Source organism: Aquimarina ulvae, from assembly GCF_053613295.3.
This window is the reverse complement of the sequence record NZ_JBSIBP030000005.1, coordinates 163,501-182,468: the sequence shown is the minus strand read 5'-3', so window position 1 is coordinate 182,468 and position 18,968 is coordinate 163,501. Positions and strand designations below refer to the sequence as shown.

At 33.2% G+C, this 18,968-nt stretch carries 20 protein-coding genes and 1 pseudogene; 15 read left to right on the top strand and 6 right to left on the bottom strand.

Annotated features, from left to right (window positions below; translation table 11 throughout):
- The first annotated feature begins 22 nt into the window (after nt 1–22).
- The 13 genes from ACWGOQ_RS12800 to ACWGOQ_RS12740 all read left to right on the top strand — a co-directional run bounded on the left by ACWGOQ_RS12800 (nt 23) and on the right by ACWGOQ_RS12740 (nt 11,953).
- Nucleotides 23–658 (top strand): DUF4291 domain-containing protein, encoded by a 636-nt coding sequence (locus ACWGOQ_RS12800; RefSeq protein ID WP_452058543.1) that lies wholly within the window; start codon nt 23–25, stop codon nt 656–658.
- Nucleotides 655–1,167, top strand: a complete 513-nt coding sequence (locus ACWGOQ_RS12795) for an O-acetyl-ADP-ribose deacetylase (RefSeq protein ID WP_452058542.1) — start codon at nt 655–657, stop codon at nt 1,165–1,167. Before ACWGOQ_RS12800 ends, ACWGOQ_RS12795 begins: the two co-directional genes overlap by 4 nt.
- Nucleotides 1,164–1,718, top strand: a complete 555-nt coding sequence (locus ACWGOQ_RS12790; RefSeq protein WP_452058541.1) for an LOG family protein — start codon at nt 1,164–1,166, stop codon at nt 1,716–1,718. Before ACWGOQ_RS12795 ends, ACWGOQ_RS12790 begins: the two co-directional genes overlap by 4 nt.
- A complete protein-coding gene (locus ACWGOQ_RS12785; protein ID WP_452058540.1) occupies nt 1,690–2,235 on the top strand; it encodes an RNA 2'-phosphotransferase in 546 nt (181 codons plus the stop codon). The genes ACWGOQ_RS12790 and ACWGOQ_RS12785 overlap by 29 nt, the downstream gene beginning before the upstream one ends.
- Before the next feature lie 5 nt (nt 2,236–2,240).
- Complete coding sequence (locus tag ACWGOQ_RS12780) at nt 2,241–2,789, top strand: prolyl hydroxylase family protein (protein WP_452058539.1); 549 nt, start codon at nt 2,241–2,243, stop codon at nt 2,787–2,789.
- Nucleotides 2,786–3,520: a metallophosphoesterase family protein gene (locus ACWGOQ_RS12775; RefSeq protein ID WP_452058538.1), complete on the top strand. Its 735-nt coding sequence runs from the start codon at nt 2,786–2,788 to the stop codon at nt 3,518–3,520. Before ACWGOQ_RS12780 ends, ACWGOQ_RS12775 begins: the two co-directional genes overlap by 4 nt.
- 184 nt (nt 3,521–3,704) lie before the next feature.
- Complete coding sequence (locus ACWGOQ_RS12770) at nt 3,705–4,745, top strand: hypothetical protein (RefSeq protein WP_452058537.1); 1,041 nt, start codon at nt 3,705–3,707, stop codon at nt 4,743–4,745.
- A 98-nt stretch (nt 4,746–4,843) separates the two neighbouring features.
- The gene (locus ACWGOQ_RS12765) at nt 4,844–6,289 is read left to right on the top strand and encodes a nicotinate phosphoribosyltransferase (protein ID WP_452058536.1); all 1,446 of its coding nucleotides are present in this window, start codon (nt 4,844–4,846) and stop codon (nt 6,287–6,289) included.
- Between the two features lie 391 nt (nt 6,290–6,680).
- Entirely contained in the window at nt 6,681–7,754 is a 1,074-nt protein-coding gene (locus ACWGOQ_RS12760) for a M12 family metallo-peptidase (protein WP_452058535.1), read from the top strand.
- Nucleotides 7,755–8,189: 435 nt separating this feature from the next.
- A complete protein-coding gene (locus ACWGOQ_RS12755; protein ID WP_452058534.1) occupies nt 8,190–8,858 on the top strand; it encodes a Crp/Fnr family transcriptional regulator in 669 nt (222 codons plus the stop codon).
- A 74-nt stretch (nt 8,859–8,932) separates the two neighbouring features.
- Nucleotides 8,933–10,348: a hypothetical protein gene (locus ACWGOQ_RS12750; protein ID WP_452058533.1), complete on the top strand. Its 1,416-nt coding sequence runs from the start codon at nt 8,933–8,935 to the stop codon at nt 10,346–10,348.
- 327 nt (nt 10,349–10,675) lie between these two features.
- Nucleotides 10,676–10,915, top strand: coding sequence for a hypothetical protein (locus ACWGOQ_RS12745; RefSeq protein WP_452058532.1), 240 nt, complete (start codon nt 10,676–10,678; stop codon nt 10,913–10,915).
- A 477-nt stretch (nt 10,916–11,392) separates the two neighbouring features.
- The gene (locus ACWGOQ_RS12740) at nt 11,393–11,953 is read left to right on the top strand and encodes a TlpA family protein disulfide reductase (protein WP_452058531.1); all 561 of its coding nucleotides are present in this window, start codon (nt 11,393–11,395) and stop codon (nt 11,951–11,953) included.
- A 1-nt stretch (nt 11,954) separates the two neighbouring features.
- Here the strand turns inward: ACWGOQ_RS12740 and ACWGOQ_RS12735 are convergent, their stop codons facing one another.
- The 5 genes and pseudogenes from ACWGOQ_RS12735 to ACWGOQ_RS12715 all read right to left on the bottom strand — a co-directional run.
- Nucleotides 11,955–12,404: a sterol desaturase family protein gene (locus tag ACWGOQ_RS12735; RefSeq protein WP_452058530.1), complete on the bottom strand. Its 450-nt coding sequence runs from the start codon at nt 12,402–12,404 to the stop codon at nt 11,955–11,957.
- A gap of 25 nt (nt 12,405–12,429) precedes the next feature.
- On the bottom strand, nt 12,430–13,269 hold the full coding sequence (locus ACWGOQ_RS12730) for a phytoene/squalene synthase family protein (RefSeq protein WP_452058529.1): 840 nt from the start codon (nt 13,267–13,269) through the stop codon (nt 12,430–12,432).
- A gap of 89 nt (nt 13,270–13,358) precedes the next feature.
- On the bottom strand, nt 13,359–14,852 hold the full coding sequence (gene crtID, locus ACWGOQ_RS12725) for a bifunctional phytoene desaturase/3,4-desaturase (protein ID WP_452058528.1): 1,494 nt from the start codon (nt 14,850–14,852) through the stop codon (nt 13,359–13,361).
- 30 nt (nt 14,853–14,882) lie between these two features.
- A complete protein-coding gene (locus ACWGOQ_RS12720; protein WP_452058527.1) occupies nt 14,883–15,779 on the bottom strand; it encodes a MerR family transcriptional regulator in 897 nt (298 codons plus the stop codon).
- Nucleotides 15,780–16,269: 490 nt separating this feature from the next.
- Nucleotides 16,270–16,383 (bottom strand): annotated as a pseudogene (locus ACWGOQ_RS12715) (M23 family metallopeptidase); the annotation flags it as partial.
- Between the two features lie 35 nt (nt 16,384–16,418).
- Here ACWGOQ_RS12715 and ACWGOQ_RS12710 point away from each other — a divergent pair.
- Together ACWGOQ_RS12710 and ACWGOQ_RS12705 are read left to right on the top strand one after the other, a co-directional pair.
- Complete coding sequence (locus ACWGOQ_RS12710) at nt 16,419–16,634, top strand: hypothetical protein (RefSeq protein WP_452058526.1); 216 nt, start codon at nt 16,419–16,421, stop codon at nt 16,632–16,634.
- Between the two features lie 29 nt (nt 16,635–16,663).
- Nucleotides 16,664–17,914, top strand: coding sequence for a hypothetical protein (locus tag ACWGOQ_RS12705; protein ID WP_452058525.1), 1,251 nt, complete (start codon nt 16,664–16,666; stop codon nt 17,912–17,914).
- A gap of 99 nt (nt 17,915–18,013) precedes the next feature.
- On the opposite strand, the gene ACWGOQ_RS12700 is transcribed toward ACWGOQ_RS12705, so the two are convergent.
- On the bottom strand, nt 18,014–18,703 hold the full coding sequence (locus ACWGOQ_RS12700) for a beta/gamma crystallin family protein (RefSeq protein ID WP_452058524.1): 690 nt from the start codon (nt 18,701–18,703) through the stop codon (nt 18,014–18,016).
- Nucleotides 18,704–18,968 lie beyond the last annotated feature (265 nt).

Below are 18,968 nucleotides of genomic sequence, written 5' to 3'. Positions count from 1 at the left end.
GACTATGTAAAAAAATAATAAAGTGAAACTAGAAGTAACAAATTATAAAGAACAAGAAAAAAACTGGCCGCAACAAGGGTATCATATCATGGCACAATATGATGATGACAGTATAGTAGTATATCAATCATATAACCCGGCAATAGGAAATTTTGCTATAGAAAATCAATATTTTGGCGGGCAGTTCAGTCTAGAAAGAATGACCTGGATTAAGCCTAACTTTTTATGGATGATGTATCGCAATGGATGGGGAACAAAAGAAGGACAAGAAGTGGTGTTAGCAATATATTTGAAAAGAAGTGCATTGGAAAGTTACGTAAAAAATGCTGTCTATTCTTCCTATAAACCTGAGTTATATAAAACTTATAAGACTTGGCAAGAGCATGTGGCTAAATCCAACGTGCGATTACAATGGGATCCTGATCACGATCCATATGGAGCCAAGTTAGAAAGAAGAGCAATCCAGATTGGCTTGAGAAAAGAATTTATAAAAAGATATGCTTCTGAAGATATTATAGAAATAGAAGATATTTCTGAATTTGTAAAGGAACAACATACCTTGGTTCAATCCAATAATTTGGAGACATTAAGTACACCTGTAGAAAGACCTTTAATTTTTGAGAGTAAAGAACTGAACACATTATTAAAATTGAAATGAAACTAAAAGTACTTCAATCAGATATCACTACCCTAAAAGTAGATGCTATTGTCAATGCAGCAAACACATCCTTATTAGGTGGAGGAGGCGTGGACGGAGCGATTCATCGAAAAGGAGGCTCAGAAATTTTAGAAGCCTGTAGAAAGATCAGAGCTACTCAGGGAAAATGCAGCCCAGGAAAAGCGGTCATTACTACTGCTGGAAATCTTCCTGCTAAATATGTAATTCATACAGTTGGACCCGTATGGAATCAGGGAGGAAGTGATAAAGAAAAGTTATTGGCTAATTGTTATATAAATTCTTTAAAACTAGCTAGTCAGAATGATATTAAAAGTATTGCTTTTCCAAATATCAGCACAGGAATTTATAAATTTCCAAAAGAGTTAGCAGCTAAAATAGCTGTTGAGACGATAATGAAGGATCCAAACTTGGCGGATATGGAAGAGGTGATTTTTGTTTGTTTTGATGAAGAGAATTTTAAGGTGTATGATAGATTAACAATAATATGAAAAAAAGGAAATATGCAACATTGTTTGGAGGATCTGGCAAGAACCAAGAAAGCAAAGAATATAAAGAAACCATTTTAATAGGAACTTTATTAGCAGAGAACGGATATGTAGTAAAAAACGGAGGATATGGCGGAATGATGGAAGCAGTTTCCAAAGGTATGACCAATGCAGGAGGAAATGCTATTGGAATTACTTGTAAGCAAGTAGGTTCAGAAAAGGGGAATGATTTTTTAACCGAAACGATTATAACAGAAACTCTTTATGAACGATTGGAACTATTAATTGATAATACGGATCTTTTCATTGTTCAAAGAGGAGGTATTGGAACATTGTCAGAAGTGTTTTTAACACTAGATATTATAAGAAAAGAGTCAAAATCAAATAGGCCTCGAATATTTTTGATTGGAAATTTTTGGAATGTAATCGTTGATGCATTAAAAAATAATATCATTCCAGAATATGAACATGATCTTTTTACAGTGCTATCTGATTATGATGAACTAAAAAGAATTATTGAAAAAAATGAAAACGAAAACAAAACAAATAAGTAAATTTTTAAGCCTGATTCTTCGGCATAATCCGGATAAAATTGGATTGAAGCTTGATGAAAACGGTTGGGCTGATGTAGAAGAATTAATACGCAAAACAAATACGCATCGCAATCAACTGGATATATATATACTAAAAGAGGTGGTAGCTACCAATGATAAAAAACGTTTTGCGTTTAATAAAGATCAAACCAAAATAAGAGCGAATCAGGGGCATTCCATACAAGTTGATTTGAAGTATACGGCTATTCAACCACCAGAGTTCTTATATCACGGAACAGTGGGGAAGTTCCGAGAAGAAATCAAAAAAAAGGGCTTGCTAAAAATGAGTCGACACCACGTACATCTTAGTGAAGAACGAGAAACAGCAACCAAAGTTGGTTCCAGAAGAGGAGTTCCTGTTATTCTAACGGTTAGATCAGGCGAGATGTTCCGTAAAGGAATAGAGTTTTATCGGTCAGATAATGGAGTATGGTTAACAGAAACCGTTGCTCCAGAATATATTGAATTTAAAAACTAAAAATAATGATTAAGAATGTACTACACCCGCAAATATTTTTAGTAGAGAACTTTCTGTCAAAGGAAATGTGTGATCATTTTATTGAGAAAGGAGAGCAGGTTTCTTTTGAAGAAGCAAAAGTGAGTATTGATGGTAAACAGGTAAGGATTAAAGGAATTCGTAATAATCAACGGATTATGTTTAAGGATCAATTACTAGCTGATAAAATATGGAACCGAATAAACCCTTTTGTACAATTAGATTTTGGAACTCATAGAGCGATTAATCTTAATGAAATGTTTCGGATTTATAAGTATAAAGGAGGACAACGTTTTAAGATGCATCGTGACGGAAGTTACAAACGAAATGAGAAGGAATGTAGTTTCTTCTCATTTCTTATATACTTAAACAATGATTTCGAAGGAGGAGAGACTTGTTTTGAAAATGGAATTACTATAACTCCAAAACTAGGAGATGCTTTGTTGTTTCATCATCCACTACGTCATGAAGGAAAACCTATCATATCAGGAATAAAATATGTATTAAGAACTGATATCATGTATACATCAGAATGAGAACATTAGTAATCGGAGATATACACGGCGGATACAAAGCACTGGTACAAATTTTGGAAAGAGCTAGAGTGACACCTCAAGACAAACTAATCTTTTTGGGCGATTATGTGGATGGATGGAGCGAATCCGCAGAAACTATTCAGAAGTTAATCGAACTTTCAGTAACTAATTCTTGTGTTTTTATAAGAGGGAATCATGACCTTTGGTGTGGTTTATGGTTGGATAAAGGAGCAACAAATCCGGTTTGGTTAGCTCATGGAGGAAAAGAAACCATGCATAGTTATATCCAATCTGGTTTACTAACTAAGGATACGCATAAACGGTTTTTTAAAGAACTACAGAATTATAACATAGATTCAGAAAATAGGCTTTTTGTTCATGCCGGATTTACATCGATGCACGGAGTGGGTAAAGAAGAATATGAATCTAATTATTATTGGGACAGAACATTATGGGAAGCAGCCTTACTTGCTGAAATGGTAGAAGAAAAAAAATTAGAAGGTGTGCTGACTTCTCCAAAACGATTTACTCACTATAACGAAATTTATATTGGGCATACACCAACAACAGATTATAAAAAAGAAAACCCAATACACGCCTATAACCTTTGGAATATGGATACAGGAGCTGCGTTCACCGGAAAGCTCACCATATTGGATGTCCACACAAAAGAATTTTGGCAAAGCGATCCACTGCCTTCACTATATCCTGATGAGAAAGGACGGAATTAGGTCTTTCAATTTTAACTGAAAACAGGGTGTTTTCTATAAAAAATAGTACCGACTTTTATCATTCAAAATATAAAAGATGATAATCGTTAGGTGTGCATTAAGATATAAGCTTAAAAATAATATAAAAATCATTTTATTTTTAGTGTGGTGTATCTTATTGTCTAGTACCGCTAATTCCCAGAAAATGGATAACTTTATCGAATATGATTCGTTTTTAATTGTAGAGAAACCCCAGGAAACATATAAGGGACTGTATAAAGATGGTCAACCTTATAGTGGATATTTCTCAAACGGGGATAGGGAATTCCCCAGAGTTGATTATTATGAGAATGGAGAGGTAAAATTCCAATATTCTTTAGATATTTATCAAATGGCATTAGGAGCAGATACAGTTGATGAATCTCAAGAGGCAGAGGGAATCGAGATGAATGAAGAGGCATATAACGAGTATGTTAAGAACCTGTACAAACCAAAATTAAACATTAAATCCGTTTATAAAAATGGTAAAATAGTGGATGGATATGAATATGAAGAAGCACCTTCTGCAATGTTTTCTAAAAAAATAGAAGACCAAAATATTACAGAGCTTCATATTGATGTATTTGCAATGCATTATTATCAAAGAACTTCAATGATCCGGGAAAAAGATAGTATTATAATTGGATCACCAACCTTAGCCGCAGCAGGAGAGAAACTGGATATACGACTATTCAGAGAGCATAATAGTTGGATTGTTTCTTACGACATAAATGGAAAAAATATAGGATCAAAATATTTTATCAAAGGGGAAGTAGAAAACTTACCAGAACAAAGTGTGCTGTTTTTGTATGAACAGGGTGCTGGTAGATATGGATACGGAACCAGCGGTTTTGAAGAATATTCGCATCAGTTCGATTTAATGGATATAGCTCACATTTATTTCAATCAACCTGAAATGTTTTTTTTCCAGAATATTCAGATCTTTTTTAATGATTTTGTGGAAGCTGTTATAAATGAAACAAAGAAAGAAGAACGTATGCGTCCAAAGGAACCGGAAGTTTATACAGGTTATTTGGTAACTGGAAATCAAGGAGATATAGAGAAGGGAATACGATTCTTTCAGAAAGATGTCGATTCATATTACGAAGAATATGTAAAGGGGAATAAAATAAAAAAAGAAAAGATAGACCTTGTTACTTTTCAGAAAGTGTTTGCAGAGTATTTAAAGAGCATACGGAACAACTAAAGTATAAGGTGTTCAAAAATAAAATCCTGATAAAATTTTATAAGTTTAAAAATAAAAGTTATATTTGCGTATAATTAACGCAAAATAAATAATTGTTTATGAATCCACTATTATTAACAGACGGTTACAAATTAGGTCATAAAGAACAATATCCAGATGGGACCACACTAGTATATTCTAACTGGACTCCAAGAAAGAGTAGGATAGAAGGAATTGATAATGTTGTTTTCTTTGGGTTGCAATATTTTATTAAAGAGTATTTGATTAAAAGATTTAATGAAAGTTTTTTTGATCTCCCAAAAGAAGAGGTTGTTTCAGAATATAAAAAGTATGTAGATCACTATTTGGGTGTCGATTATGACATTCAGCATATTTCAGAATTACATGATTTAGGGTATTTGCCAATAGAGATTAAAGCATTACCAGAAGGAACAGAAGTACCGATAAGAGTACCAATGTTTACTTTGGTAAATACAAAGCCAGAATTTTTTTGGTTGACAAACTATTTAGAAACATTACTTTCCAGTATCATTTGGCAACCATGTACCTCGGCTACCATAGCCAAACAATATCAAAAAATACTGAGTAGTTATGCTGCAGAAACTGATAAAGAAAATATAGAATTCATAACCTGGCAAGGTCACGATTTCTCAATGAGAGGCATGTCAGGTACAGAATCAGCTATCCTTAGTGGTATGGGACACGCACTTTCTTTTTCGGGTAGTGATACCTTACCAGTCGCAAAAGCATATGAGATGTATTATAATGCAGATGTTACTAAAGAATTGGTAATAGGTAGTGTCAATGCAACAGAACATAGTGTCATGTGTGCTGGTAGTAAGGATGATGAGATCGGTACATTTAAAAGATTACTAGAAACCTATCCCGCAGGAATTTTATCTGTAGTGTCTGATACTTGGGATCTTTGGAAAGTATTGACAGAGTATCTTCCTAAATTGAAGAATGAAATCCTTGAGCGAGAAGGGAAACTGGTTATTAGACCAGATTCTGGTGATCCTGTGGATATTATATGCGGATGCGAACACGAAAATCCTGTAATAGCCAAAGGAGTGATAGCATTGCTATGGGATGAGTTTGGAGGAACTATTAACGAACAGGGATATAAAGTTCTAAATCCAAAAATCGGAGCTATTTATGGAGATAGTATCACTATCGGTAGAGCTACTCAAATTTGTGAACGACTAAAACAAAAAGGTTTTGCATCAACCAACGTGGTTTTAGGGATAGGAAGTTTTACCTATCAGTATAATACCAGAGATACTTTTGGTTTTGCTATGAAAGCAACCTATGTGGAGGTAAATGGAGAAGGAAGAGAGATTTTTAAAGACCCTATTACAGATGATGGAACTAAAAAATCAGCGAAAGGATTGATGCAGCTATACAAATCAAATGGAAAGATTGTTTTAAAAGATCAGTGTACCCTAGAGGAAGAGAATCAAGGATTATTTCAGACTGTTTTTAAAGACGGTAAACTAGTAGTAGATGATAGTTTATCAACCATTAGAGAGAGAATCCTTCGATAGATTAATTGTTTCTTTTAAAAAAAACTAGAAACTCCCGGGAACATGGCTAAGGGAGTTTTTTTTAGTGGTCAAAAGAAAACATTCCTTTTTAATGATAATACGATAAGAATAAAATTTTAAGACTAAGTTGTTCTAATACTTGGATCCATAACCGACTCTAATGTTTTTAGTGTTACTTTATTCTTTCTCAGAAGAATAAGAATATCCTGACGGTATTAGAATGATTAGAATGAAATAAAGAAGAAATATCCAGAAATGTTATTTTGCTATTAAGCTATGATTTAGAGTTGTTGAGCTATGCTTTTTTGCTGTATAGCTTATTTGTTTTTTTATAACAATCAGTTGTTGTAAATTTCTATTACACAAACGTAATTTAACTAAATTTATACTTATGAAACCGCAGATTATCAAACAATTAGTAAATAATATTCTTGTATACTCAACAATATTTATAGTTTCCCTATTTGTGTCCTGTTCGAATGAAGAATTGGACAATAGTATGGAGTCAACCACAGATTTAAGTAAATATTATACCTTTCTGGTCAACTCAGGATTCGAGAGAAATACCATTACATATAATGAAGAAAGCGATATGTTCATTATTGGTGAAGACCTTTTAATTTCTAGAAATGAAGTAGCGAATTATATAAAGAGAGACGGTTTGGATGCAGATATAGACAATAAACAACGTCGAGGCACTTACATTGTAAATGCAGATAATGCACGTGACATAACCTATTTTATTGAAGGTGATGTACCACAGTCATGGAAAACAGCTATAAATGGAGCAGTTTCTCAATATAATGCTATCAATGGGTCAGGACTACGCCTTTCGCTTACAAACGATAGGAACAGTGCAGATGCACGTATTTTTATTGGTTTTTCAAATGAAAATTGGGTGGCGAGAGCATTATTGCCAAATTCTTCTGGAAGGGTTGGTAGTTGGATCGAAATTAATACTAGATTTAATAGTATGGAATCAGGAAGAAAATTATTTACAATAGTTCATGAAATGGGACATAATTTTGGTCTACTTCATACAAATCAAAATAGTGGTTCAGTGATTCCTGGAACTCCTCTTACAGACCCTAACTCCGTTATGAATTCTGCTGTGCTACCTTGGGGAGGATTTACTAATTTTGACCTTGTTGCCATACGTACGTTATACCCCGGTGATGGAGGTGGTGGTGGAGACCAAAATGCTGTAACGGTTTACAGAGACTGTCCATTTTCAGGAAGTTCACAAACGTACGGAGTTGGTGATTATAACCTTAATGACTTATTGGCTAGAGGAACACGAAATGATGATATTTCTAGCTTCAGGGTTACACAAGGTTATAAAATAATTATTTATGCAGATACTAATTTTAGTGGCCGTGCAGCTAGTGCTACGTTTAGTGTTGAATGTCTTCAGCAATATAATTGGAACGATATTATTTCTTCTTTTCGTGTTGTGAGAAATTAGTAAAATACTATAACATTGAAAGTAAACTGAAAGCTCTTTTATTAGCGATTCCGACTTATTTTAAGGTAGTTTCTAAAAGTGCACATAATATTTTATTTTTTAAAACTTTTATAAGATAAATATGTTCTTCAAAATTTAATAGGGGTATTATTGAAGGAAGCAAATTGATCAAAGTTTATCCATATATCCGAAAATAAATTTTCGAATTAGTCAAGTAGAATGTTTAGAAAACTCCCAAAAAATACTTTTTGGGAGTTTTTTATGTCTGTATGTTTAGGGTTTCCTTTGAAGAAACTGTTATTGAGTTAGCAACTATTGGTGACGAAGTGATCATTAGAAACGTTAACGATTTTTATGTAAGGATCTTATCTGGATTACGACAGTATTAAAGGTGCAATAATTTGATATCTAACGAACTTATAAAACACAAACATCATGAGTGCAATCTGGTTTTTTGAGGATGCCAATCTCTTCAAGGTATTATGTCCTCATAAATTTAAAAGGTATAAAAAAGATCACGACTTTGACGCGTATAAAAAAAGCGATTACATCTATTTTGAAGAAGACTCTGCGAACAAGGTATACCTTATAGAAAAAGGAAAAGTAAAAATAGGTTATTATTCTGAAGACGGTAATGAAGTAGTAAAAGCTATCTTAATTAGGGGAGAGCTTTTTGGGGAAAAAGCAATTCTGGGAGAAGATAGAAGAACGGAGTTTGCCCAGTCTGTGGATAATACTACATCTATTTGTCCTATTGGTGTACAAACTATGCATGATCTAATGCGGGATAACCAAACTTTTAGCTTAAAAGTGTATAAATTTATAGGAATGCGCTTTAAACGTCTGGAAAGAAGGTTGCAGTTACTCCTGTTTAAGGATACAAAAACAAGACTGTTAGAGTTTTTTGATGAACTCAAAGAAGATTTTGGATATTGTTGCCCTAATACTGGCGACACCATTATACAACATCCATACACCCAACGAGATATTGCTAATTTGATAGGAACCTCCCGTCCTACACTGAATATTATTATGAACGAATTAAAAGAATTAAAAAAAATTGATTTTAATAGAAAGGAGATTCGTTTAATAAATGTTGCGTAGTGTTAGCTAGCTAACATTTTAAAAAGTTTTATGAGTTTATTTTTACAGGAATAATAATCATAAAACAAAAAGCAATGTTTAAAAAATTAATCATAGGAATACTCGCGATAGGTTTCATCGCAGGTTCTTGTAACGATGACGACGACACCATATTGGTCGCTAATGCTGGCGTAATTTCTGGTGGACCATTTGAATTTGACGTAGATGGAGAAGCAGATATGGTATCTGGAATAACCCTAGATGCTTCGGCAGCATTTGGCGAAAACAGTACTTGGGTCATTACAGATGATCAAGGTAATATTTTGGGATTACCACCAACGCTAACAGCCGTAGAAGGAGTAGATTTTGATGAAGCAGGAGCAGGAACTTGTTTAATTTGGTATGCCAGATATAATGGTACAGTTACCGGGTTAGAAGAAGGACTGAATGCCAATAATGTAATAGGAGATTTTGCTCTATCTAATGCTATTACCGTAGTTCGTAATCAAGTGGCGAATGCAGGAGTTATAGCCGGTGGGCCATTTGAATTCAATGTAGATGGAGAAGCTGATATGGTGTCCGGAATTACATTGGATGATACGAACGCATTTGGTTCAGGAAGTACCTGGGTAGTAACAGATGACCAAGGAAACATTTTGGGACTTCCGCCTACCCTGATGGCTGTAGAAGGAGTTAATTTTGATGATGCCGGTACTGGAACCTGTCTAATTTGGTATGCACGGTACGAAGGTACTGTATCAGGTCTGGAAATGGGAATGAATGCTAATGATGTAACCGGTGATTTTGACCTTTCCAATTCAATAACAGTAGTTCGAAATCAAGTTGCAAATGCAGGAACTATTTCAGGAGGCCCTTTTGAATTTGATGTGGATGGTGACGCAGATATGGTCTCGGGAATTACACTAGACACTACCAATGCCTTTGGATCCAACAGTACTTGGATTGTTACCGATGATCAGGGTGTTATTCTTGGATTACCACCAACCCTTATGGCTGTAGAAGGAGTTAATTTTGATGATGCTGGTGCTGGAACTTGTCTAATCTGGTATGCACGTTATGAAGGTTCTGTATCAGGTCTTGAGATGGGAATGAATGCCAATGATGTAACCGGAGATTTTGATCTTTCCAATTCGATAACAGTAGTTCGTAATCAAGTCGTAAATGCAGGGACTATTTCAGGAGGTCCTTTTGAATTTGATGTAGATGGTACCGCCGATATGGTATCGGGTATTACATTGGATGACACCAATGCCTTTGGAGCAAATAGTACTTGGATAATTACAGATGATCAAGGTAATATTTTGGGATTACCACCAACGCTAACAGCAGTAGAAGGAGTAGATTTTGATGCTGCGGGTCCAGGTATCTGCCTAATCTGGTATGCAAGATATGATGGAACGGTTTCTGGTCTGGAAATGGGTATGAATGCCAATAATGTAACTGGAGATTTTGACCTTTCAAACGCTATACAAGTAACAAGAAATAACTAGTTCTAAATAAAATGAAAAAGAAACAGTTTTCACTGAAGATAAGGTGAACTTAACGTTGCTTCCATATATCAAAGGGAGCGTCACATGAGAGTTCATTGTTGTTTTTTTGTTAGTTTAAAGCGCAATCTCTGATTGCGCTTTATTAATTTTGCTTACACCGTTGAAGAGCTGAGTTTATGTTTTTTATTTCGAAAACTTTTGTTAGTGAGCCATTCAAAATATATAGTTGAGTTGATCATGCAGTTGTTTAAAAAATTATTTTATACCTTAAATTGAACAATAATATCGTAGAATATTAATCTTGGATTTGTAAATCATTCCAGCCATTTGGATTTTCATAATAGTGTAGCATTCAATTTTACCGGAGCAGGTTTTGTAACAGAAATTGGCGATGAATTGGGAACTTTTGATAAAAATATGGAGATACAAGGTCAAGGTAATGGAGAACTAAGATTAGGATTTAAGATGAACTCCAGACTTCCCGTTATTAATGGAGGTAAAATGAGCAGAGTACGTTTTTATAACATTAATGGTAAGAAAGTATTACAAATAACCGATAAAGCGTAATTAAATAGATCAGAAATGGGTGTTTTTGTATTTTCAGAGGGACTGTACATACTTGAAGTGCTATTAGACAATGGAGACAAAATAGCGAAGAAAATTATGATTAAGAGATAACATTACAGATGATATCTGTAAATACATTAAGCGATGCACTTTTGCTTTTTCAATAGTTCTAATTTCAAAGTAAATGATATTTAACTATAATTCTGAATATATGTTTCGAAATATTGGTTTTGCTTAGTGTAGAAAATAAGATAAGACCTTCTGTTATTTAATATGATGTAGTTGAAAACTTGACAAGTGTCGACTCGTTATAACTGCAAGGAGTAAGTAATTATCTAAAGAGGATGACTGTAGTAAAGTCATCCTTTTTTTATTTGTTATTACCGTTTATTATTACATCTTTGATAGTAAAGAAAAGAACCGATATTTATATACTTTTGTAAGGATAATATTTATAACAAAATATAGCTATCATTTATGAAATTCAATAAAAAGAATATATCCAACTTAGTTTTTGTAATTATTCTCATACTCTTCTTTATTCCGAATACTAGAGGGATGATACAAATTTTCTTAACAAGAATATTTTCTTTTAGTCCTGATATAGTTAATATGGAAGAACGTGCTCAGGTAGCCTCGTACGATTGGAAGCTTCATGGTGTGAATACGGAGTCCATGAATCTCAGTACTGCAAAAGGTCAGGTAGTTTTACTTAATTATTGGGCTACCTGGTGCCCTCCTTGTATTGCAGAAATGCCATCATTGCAAGAACTATATGATGATTATAAAAATAAAATGGTTTTCGTTTTTCTTACCGAGGACAATGATCCGGAACTGAATAAATTTATGAGTGATAAAAACTATAGTTATCCAATTTACCGATCATTATCAGAACATCCTGAACCTTTTGTTCATAAACCTATACCTGGAACATACCTAATTGATAAAAATGGAAATATTGTAATTCATAAAGTGGGAGCAGCAGACTGGAATACTGATAAAGTGAGGTCTACTATAGACCAGTTACTTTTAGAATAAATTATTTTTTAAAATACTTGAAAGGAACAAATAACATACCAAAACATTCTCCTTTATTTTTCCCTAAGTGTTTATGGTGTATTTTGTGGGCTCTACGAACACCTCTTGCATACCAATGATTAGCATTTCTAAATAATTTAAAACGTTGATGGATAAATATATCGTGTACAAAAAAATATGCTATGCCGTATGCCAGTATTCCAAAACCAATTGGTTCTCCCATCCAAAAAGAGATAGGATCGTGTAACATAATGCAAGACATGCTAACAACCGCATAAAATACAAAGAATAAGTCATTACGTTCCCACCAACTGTTATGATCTTTATGATGATGATCCTTATGAAGTGACCATAAAAATCCATGCATCACATATTTATGAGTAAACCAAGCCATAAATTCCATAAAGCAGAATGTCGCTATAAATATTGATATCCAGATCAGAATATTCATCTTCGATATATTTTTATAAGAGCTACTAAATTAAATGTAATCTATAATCAAAGTACGATTTAGCCAATAAGCCAATTTTTTGATAATTAGGAACTCTAATTCTTGTGTTTTTTATTTCTAAAGAAGGGGTTGCCTTTAATTTATTAAGTAATTTCTTATAATAAATATACGCGGTATATACTCCAAATTTTGCTTCTACCGGTAATTTCATAATACCCTCAAAACCTTTGTCAAAATCTTTCTCAATTTCCTCTATAATTCTGAGTTTTGAGGCCTCATCCAATTTTGCTAAATCTGTATTAGGAAAATAAGTTCTGCTCAAATCTTCGAAGTCTGCTTTGAGATCCCGTAAAAAATTAACTTTTTGAAAAGCTGAACCTAAGTGCTTCGCACTTTCTTTAAGTTCATTATATTTTTCATGATCGCCTTTCACGAATACCTTGAGGCACATAAGACCTACAACATCTGCAGAACCATAGATATACTCTTCGTATTCGGTTTTGGTTAAATAATTTGTCTTATGTAAGTCTAATCGCATACTTTTCATAAAAGCCTCATACAATGCTGGTTCTATATGATATTGATGTACTGTTTTCTGAAATGAATTCAGAATAGGATTTAGACTAATTTTTTGTTCGATAGCCTTATACATTTCAGTTTCAAAATCATTAAATAAAGTTTCTTTATCATATTCATGGAAGCTATCCACAATTTCATCTGCAAATCTTACAAATCCATAAATATTATAAATGTCCTGACGAATAGAGTCTGCTAACATTTTCGATGCTAGAGAAAATGAAGTGCTGTAGGAATTAGTTACAAGTTTACTGCAACTATAAGAAACGGAATCAAATAAAGCTTTCATTAGTATGGTTTTAATTTTATTTAATTTATGAATTGAATCATAAACAAATCTAAGGGTCTATAAATGAAATTATACAGAATATTCTAAAACTATACAACCTCTACTTTTGGTTTTCTTGATAAATTAAATTGTTTTTCTATTAATCCTGCCACTAGTTTTCCGGAAATGAGAGATGGCGGTACTCCCGGTCCTGGAACCGTTAATTGACCAGTAAAAAACAAATCCTGCACTTTTTTACTTTTTAATTTAGGTCTAAGAAATGCGGTTTGTAATAATGTATTTGCCATTCCGTAAGCATTTCCTTTATATGAATTGTACTCTTTAATGAAATCTTTAACACAAAAGGATTCTTTAAAGATAATGTTATTTTGAACATCCTGTTCAGTCAAATCTTCGAAACGAGTTATAATTTTATTAAAATAGGTTTCCCGAAGAGTTGGTGTATCTTCAATTCCAGGCGCTAAAGGGATTAGAAAAAAACCATTTTCTTTACCATCTGGTGCCGAATCTGGATCAGTGACGGATGTGAAATTTGCATAAAAAAGTGGTTCATCTGGCCACTTCGGGTCGTCATAAATATCTTTTGCGTGGGCATCAAAATCTGTATCGAAAAACAAATTGTGATGCTGTATATTTTTTAGTTTTTTATCAAATCCAACATAAAATAATAATGAAGAAGGAGCAAACGTTTTACGCTCCCAGTATTTTTCAGAATATTGTCTGTATCGAGGTTCTAATAAAGTTTCTCCATGGTGATAATCCGCTCCACAAAGTACAATATCGGATGTTATGGTAGAAGAATTAACTACAATTCCAGTGGCAACCCCGTTCTCAACTAAAATTTTATCTACTGGAGAATTTGTGTGTATTACGACTCCTAACGATTCTGCCAATTTTTTCATTCCAAGAATTACCTGATACATTCCTCCTTTGGGATGCCAGGTTCCTAATCCAAAATCAGCATAATTCATAAAACTATAAAAAGCGGGTGTGTCACTAGGTTTAGCACCAAGAAATAACACAGGGAATTCAAGTATTTGTATTAATTTTTGATTTTTGAATTCTTTTCGTACTTCTTTAGAAATAGTACTAAAAAATTGTCTAAGTTTTTTAATAGTCTCCTTTGTAACAAGTTCGATTGGAGAAATACCCGGTCTGTATACCAATTCTTTAATCGCTACATCATAATTATTCTTGGCATCGGTAATAAAACTTTTCAATTTTGAAGAACTTCCTTTTTCTTCTTTTTCAAAGGCAGCGTATATTTTTTCTAAAGTATCTTCAATCGTTATACTTTCCTTATTTTCAAAAAACACTTTATACGCAGGATTTAATTTCTCTAATGAATAAAACTCAGAAGGACTTTTATTAAAATCGTTAAAAAACTTCTCAAAAACATCTGGCATCCAGTACCAAGAAGGCCCTATATCAAAAGTGAAACCATCTTTTTTTAGCTGTCTTGCACGTCCTCCAACAGTATCATTTTTTTCGTATATAGTTACGTCATATCCTAGTTGAGCAAGATAACAGGAAGCAGAAAGGGATGAAAAGCCGGAACCTATAATTAGTACTTTTGGAGACATGGAAGTTTGTTTAGGGGTTAGGTTAGTTTACTATAGTTCTTTAATAAAATCGGTTATGGAAGAAAAATAACGGTGATTGGGCGCACTATTTCCAGAAATATGCATCGTTTGCTTACCGAACATCCAAAATTCACTTTCTCTTTTAGTACAAATTACCTCATTAAATTTTTGTACATACTCACTTATTTTATCTTTCTCTGGTCTAACAGTAAAATAAGATACAAAAACCGTGTTTTCGTGAAAAGAAAGCATATTTGGAAGACTATCTAACGGAATACTGGGACCGAGGTAAATCGCCTTGTATCCTTTAAGTAGGATTTCATAATTAATATATAATAGCCCTAATTCATGAATTTCATTTTCTGGTAAATAGAGTATAAAAGCTTTATCCGTTTTTGTAGATTTAGAATATTGAAGCTTCTCTATATTAATCAATAATTTTTGTTTGATTAAATTGGTAATAAAATGTTCGTGAGAAGGACTAATTGTATTGGTTTGCCACAATAATCCTATTTCTGTTAATAGTGGGATAAAAATATCTGTAAATATTTGTCTAAATGTTCTTTTCTCTGACAATTGCTCATAGGTGCCTAAAAATAATTGTAAATCATAATTAAGCATAGATATTTTAAGAGAATTAATCGCTTGGTTTTTCGTGCTGTTATCAGATACAATTCGTCTTACATACTCGTCAATTTCTTCATTATTGAGTTTTGAAACCCTGGAAATTTTATATCCACTATTTACTAGATAAGTAACATTCAGTAGCTTTTGAAGACTTTTAAGACTATATGTTCGTATATTCGTTTCAGTTCTGTCCGGAGATAATAAATTATAGCGCTTCTCCCATATCCTAATCGTATGTGCTTTTACACCGCAAAGATTTTCAAGGTCTTTGATACTGAAATTTTGTTTAATATTGTTCACTCTTTACAAATAATAGTTAAACAAATTTAAAGAAAAAGCGGGTATTCTGTTTGTAGTACTTGTTAAAATATTACAGTTTATTGTTAAAAAGAGGGATGAATTATTTTTTTTAAGTCAATACAGAACGTTTATTGTGCTAATACTATGGTTTGATACTAAAAAATATAACTTCTGATAATTCATTAGATAGCTATTCTATTTGTTTTTAGAAGTCTTTAAATTTGACAGATTCGAAATTAGTTTCTGAGAAAAAACATGGTGATTTTTATGAAAAAGTAACAGGCAAGAATACAACTATACTTGCCTGGCTCTGTTTTAGTAGCAATCCGCTGTGATAGATAAACAATAGTATATAATATGTTCCGGATAGCTAGTTGAACCAATCTAATTTTTTTTCAGCGGGATTTGAATTGTATTATCATTAAGCTTGTTTTGGAACTTTAAAAAATTGTTTTCGGACGGATGCCTCGGAGTTTCTCTTTATGATGATTTATTCGGATTTTATAAAATCTAACGGGTTCAATTTTTTACCATCAAGTCTCACTTCATAATGAAAGTGTGGTCCGGTAGATTGACCAGTGTTTCCCGTGTAACCTATAATTTCACCTTTTGTAACTTATCGAAGAAAAAACATTAGAAGTGGATACGGTTGAAAGCTACTCGATTGATACGGGATGGATATATACAAACGATGAAGTTACTTTTTTATCGAGCTTATTTCAATCCAGAAATGTATTCCTGAAGATAGCAGATACGCTAGTGAAAGTGAATAATAAAACTTCTTCTTTTGTGGCCACTGAAACACAGAGGTTCAAAAAGTCTTTTAAACTAATTATGAATTTTTTAGAGGCGTGATTAATTAGTATGATGGTATTGCCTATAAAGTGAATAATTTTACCCAGAACGATGAAGGTGAGAGTGTTCCTGCTAATTATCATGTACTATCTCCGTATCCTTATATAGTAGAAATCCTACGTGTCGGATTTAAATTTGTAGGGTTATCTTTTGGAGGAGATTTTATTAGTGATCCTAATAGCAGAAAGCTTATATGGGATACGCAAAAGGAGATAGAACAGTTAAATTCATTATTTCCACCATTACATCATTTTACAACTCCAGAAAGTACAGCGGTCATTGATGGGTTGGAGGAATCGGTGTATTCGTTACGCGTAAATATTAATTTTCTTTTTGGATATGATTTCCGTGTGTTTTTAAATTTACCAGAACATTTAGAAGTACTGAGTTATAACGTCTCTTTTAATGATGCAATTCTTTTTAGTAGTGATTTACGAAAGTTTGACAATAAAAGGAACTTGAGCGTAAAGGATGCCAGTGAGTTAGGAGATATACTGATAGCACTGAAAGTACGTAACACGATAGCAGGTGAAGTTACTGGAGATATATCCAAGTTCAATTTCTTTACTATTTGGCGAGATGATGGAGTTTTAAATGAATTCCCAAATACTTTTACTTTATCCGATGTATTACCGGATATGACTTTTGGATCGTTTTTAAACAAGCTAAAGAACTGGTTGAATCTAGATATTAAGTGTAGACAAGATTCGGTTATTATGGATTATGTAGAACAGAAGTTTATCGAATCTTCCTTTATCGATGAATCCCATTTACAAGCAGATACGATTCCTAGAGATTTTAATAATAACATAGCCTACGAACTACAGGTAACGGGTACAGACTTGTATGTATCTAATAATGGATTGGTCGAGAATCGTACGAATTATAAAACGCAGAATGTTCGAACCATTGATCTGGGAGCGCATATGATGACGATACAGAGTAAGTTGGATATACGTTCCGCTCGACGGATACAGGATGCAGAATTTCAGGTATTGGTTTATGATGGTTTACAAGGAGGTGTACCTGAAGCAATACAGGATGTAGATGGAGTAGCATTTTATCCGGAGGATATTTATGAGCGATTCTGGAGTAATTGGTTACGATTTAGAACAAATTCTGAAACTATCAAAGAACGGTTTGATTGCGATATCTTCGAGAAGTTGACCACGGAACAAGGCAAGTATAAATACAACAAGAAAATGTTGGTTAAGAAAATAACCAAGAGAAGAAAGAACGAAAATACTTGGGAAGTACGAACTGAGAGTGAAACGATTTAGTTTAATTATATCGTCATTTTCCTGAACTATAAATGTTCTTATATATTTTGGTTCAGAAAATATATAAGAACATTTTTTAAATAAAAGAAACAAGCTATACTATAAATGTAAATGAAGAGCAGAAGAAACATTATCATTTAAACCAAATGCCTCTAGATTATGTATTTCTAAATCTGGTCTAGGAAATAGCCATACTGAACGTCCGCTCCACCAACTGTGTTCGCATAGAAGCAATAATCCACTTACGACAAATACTGAACTGATGGAATCGTTCCATCCAAGCCAATTAAAATTAGGCAACCAAAGATTACTCCACAAAGGTAAAAGATGACCCCTGGCATTGCTATGAGAAAATAAGAAAGCAGGGTCAAAAACTGGACCTTCAATAAGAGGAGCATCTATTGTTGCTAACTTTTGTAATTCTCTAGATAATAAAGGTAATTCTGTTCGTTTTGATAAGGCTTCAAGGTCTCTTATTATACGCTCTGACTTTTGTGTGATTTTTTGTTTCGCCCATTTATGATCATCATGCTCCTGTAATTGCACACTTGGCAATGTGTCTAAAACTTTTTTTATTATCTCTTCTGTTTTGGTATTAGTAGCCCATGCTTTTAATACAATATTATCTTCAAAAACGTATACAATTTTCTCATTCGGTAAACCAGTTCCATTCAACATAATAGGAGCCTCTAGTTTAGAGAACACTTCATTAGCTTCTAACTCTTTTAATGTAAAAAACTCTTCCCTAAAAAGAAATTTTAATTCTAATTCGTTTTTTTCATTTTTCATTTTTTAAAATTTAAATAGTTTTTACTTACTCTTACGCTTTTCAGTTTCCGCGTTTTGCTTCACAAAAAATTATAATGGTTGATCAGACCCAGAAACAATTGCTTATTTGGAAAGAGGAGTATGTTTAGTGCTACATGTTACCCTTGATTTTTATTTTTTTTTGAAGTAGTTGCGTTTTATGACTGAATTATGGATACTATAAATCGATACATACGTGCTTCAATAAGGAGACAAGATGTTTTGGTATCATTACTAAAAAAGGAAG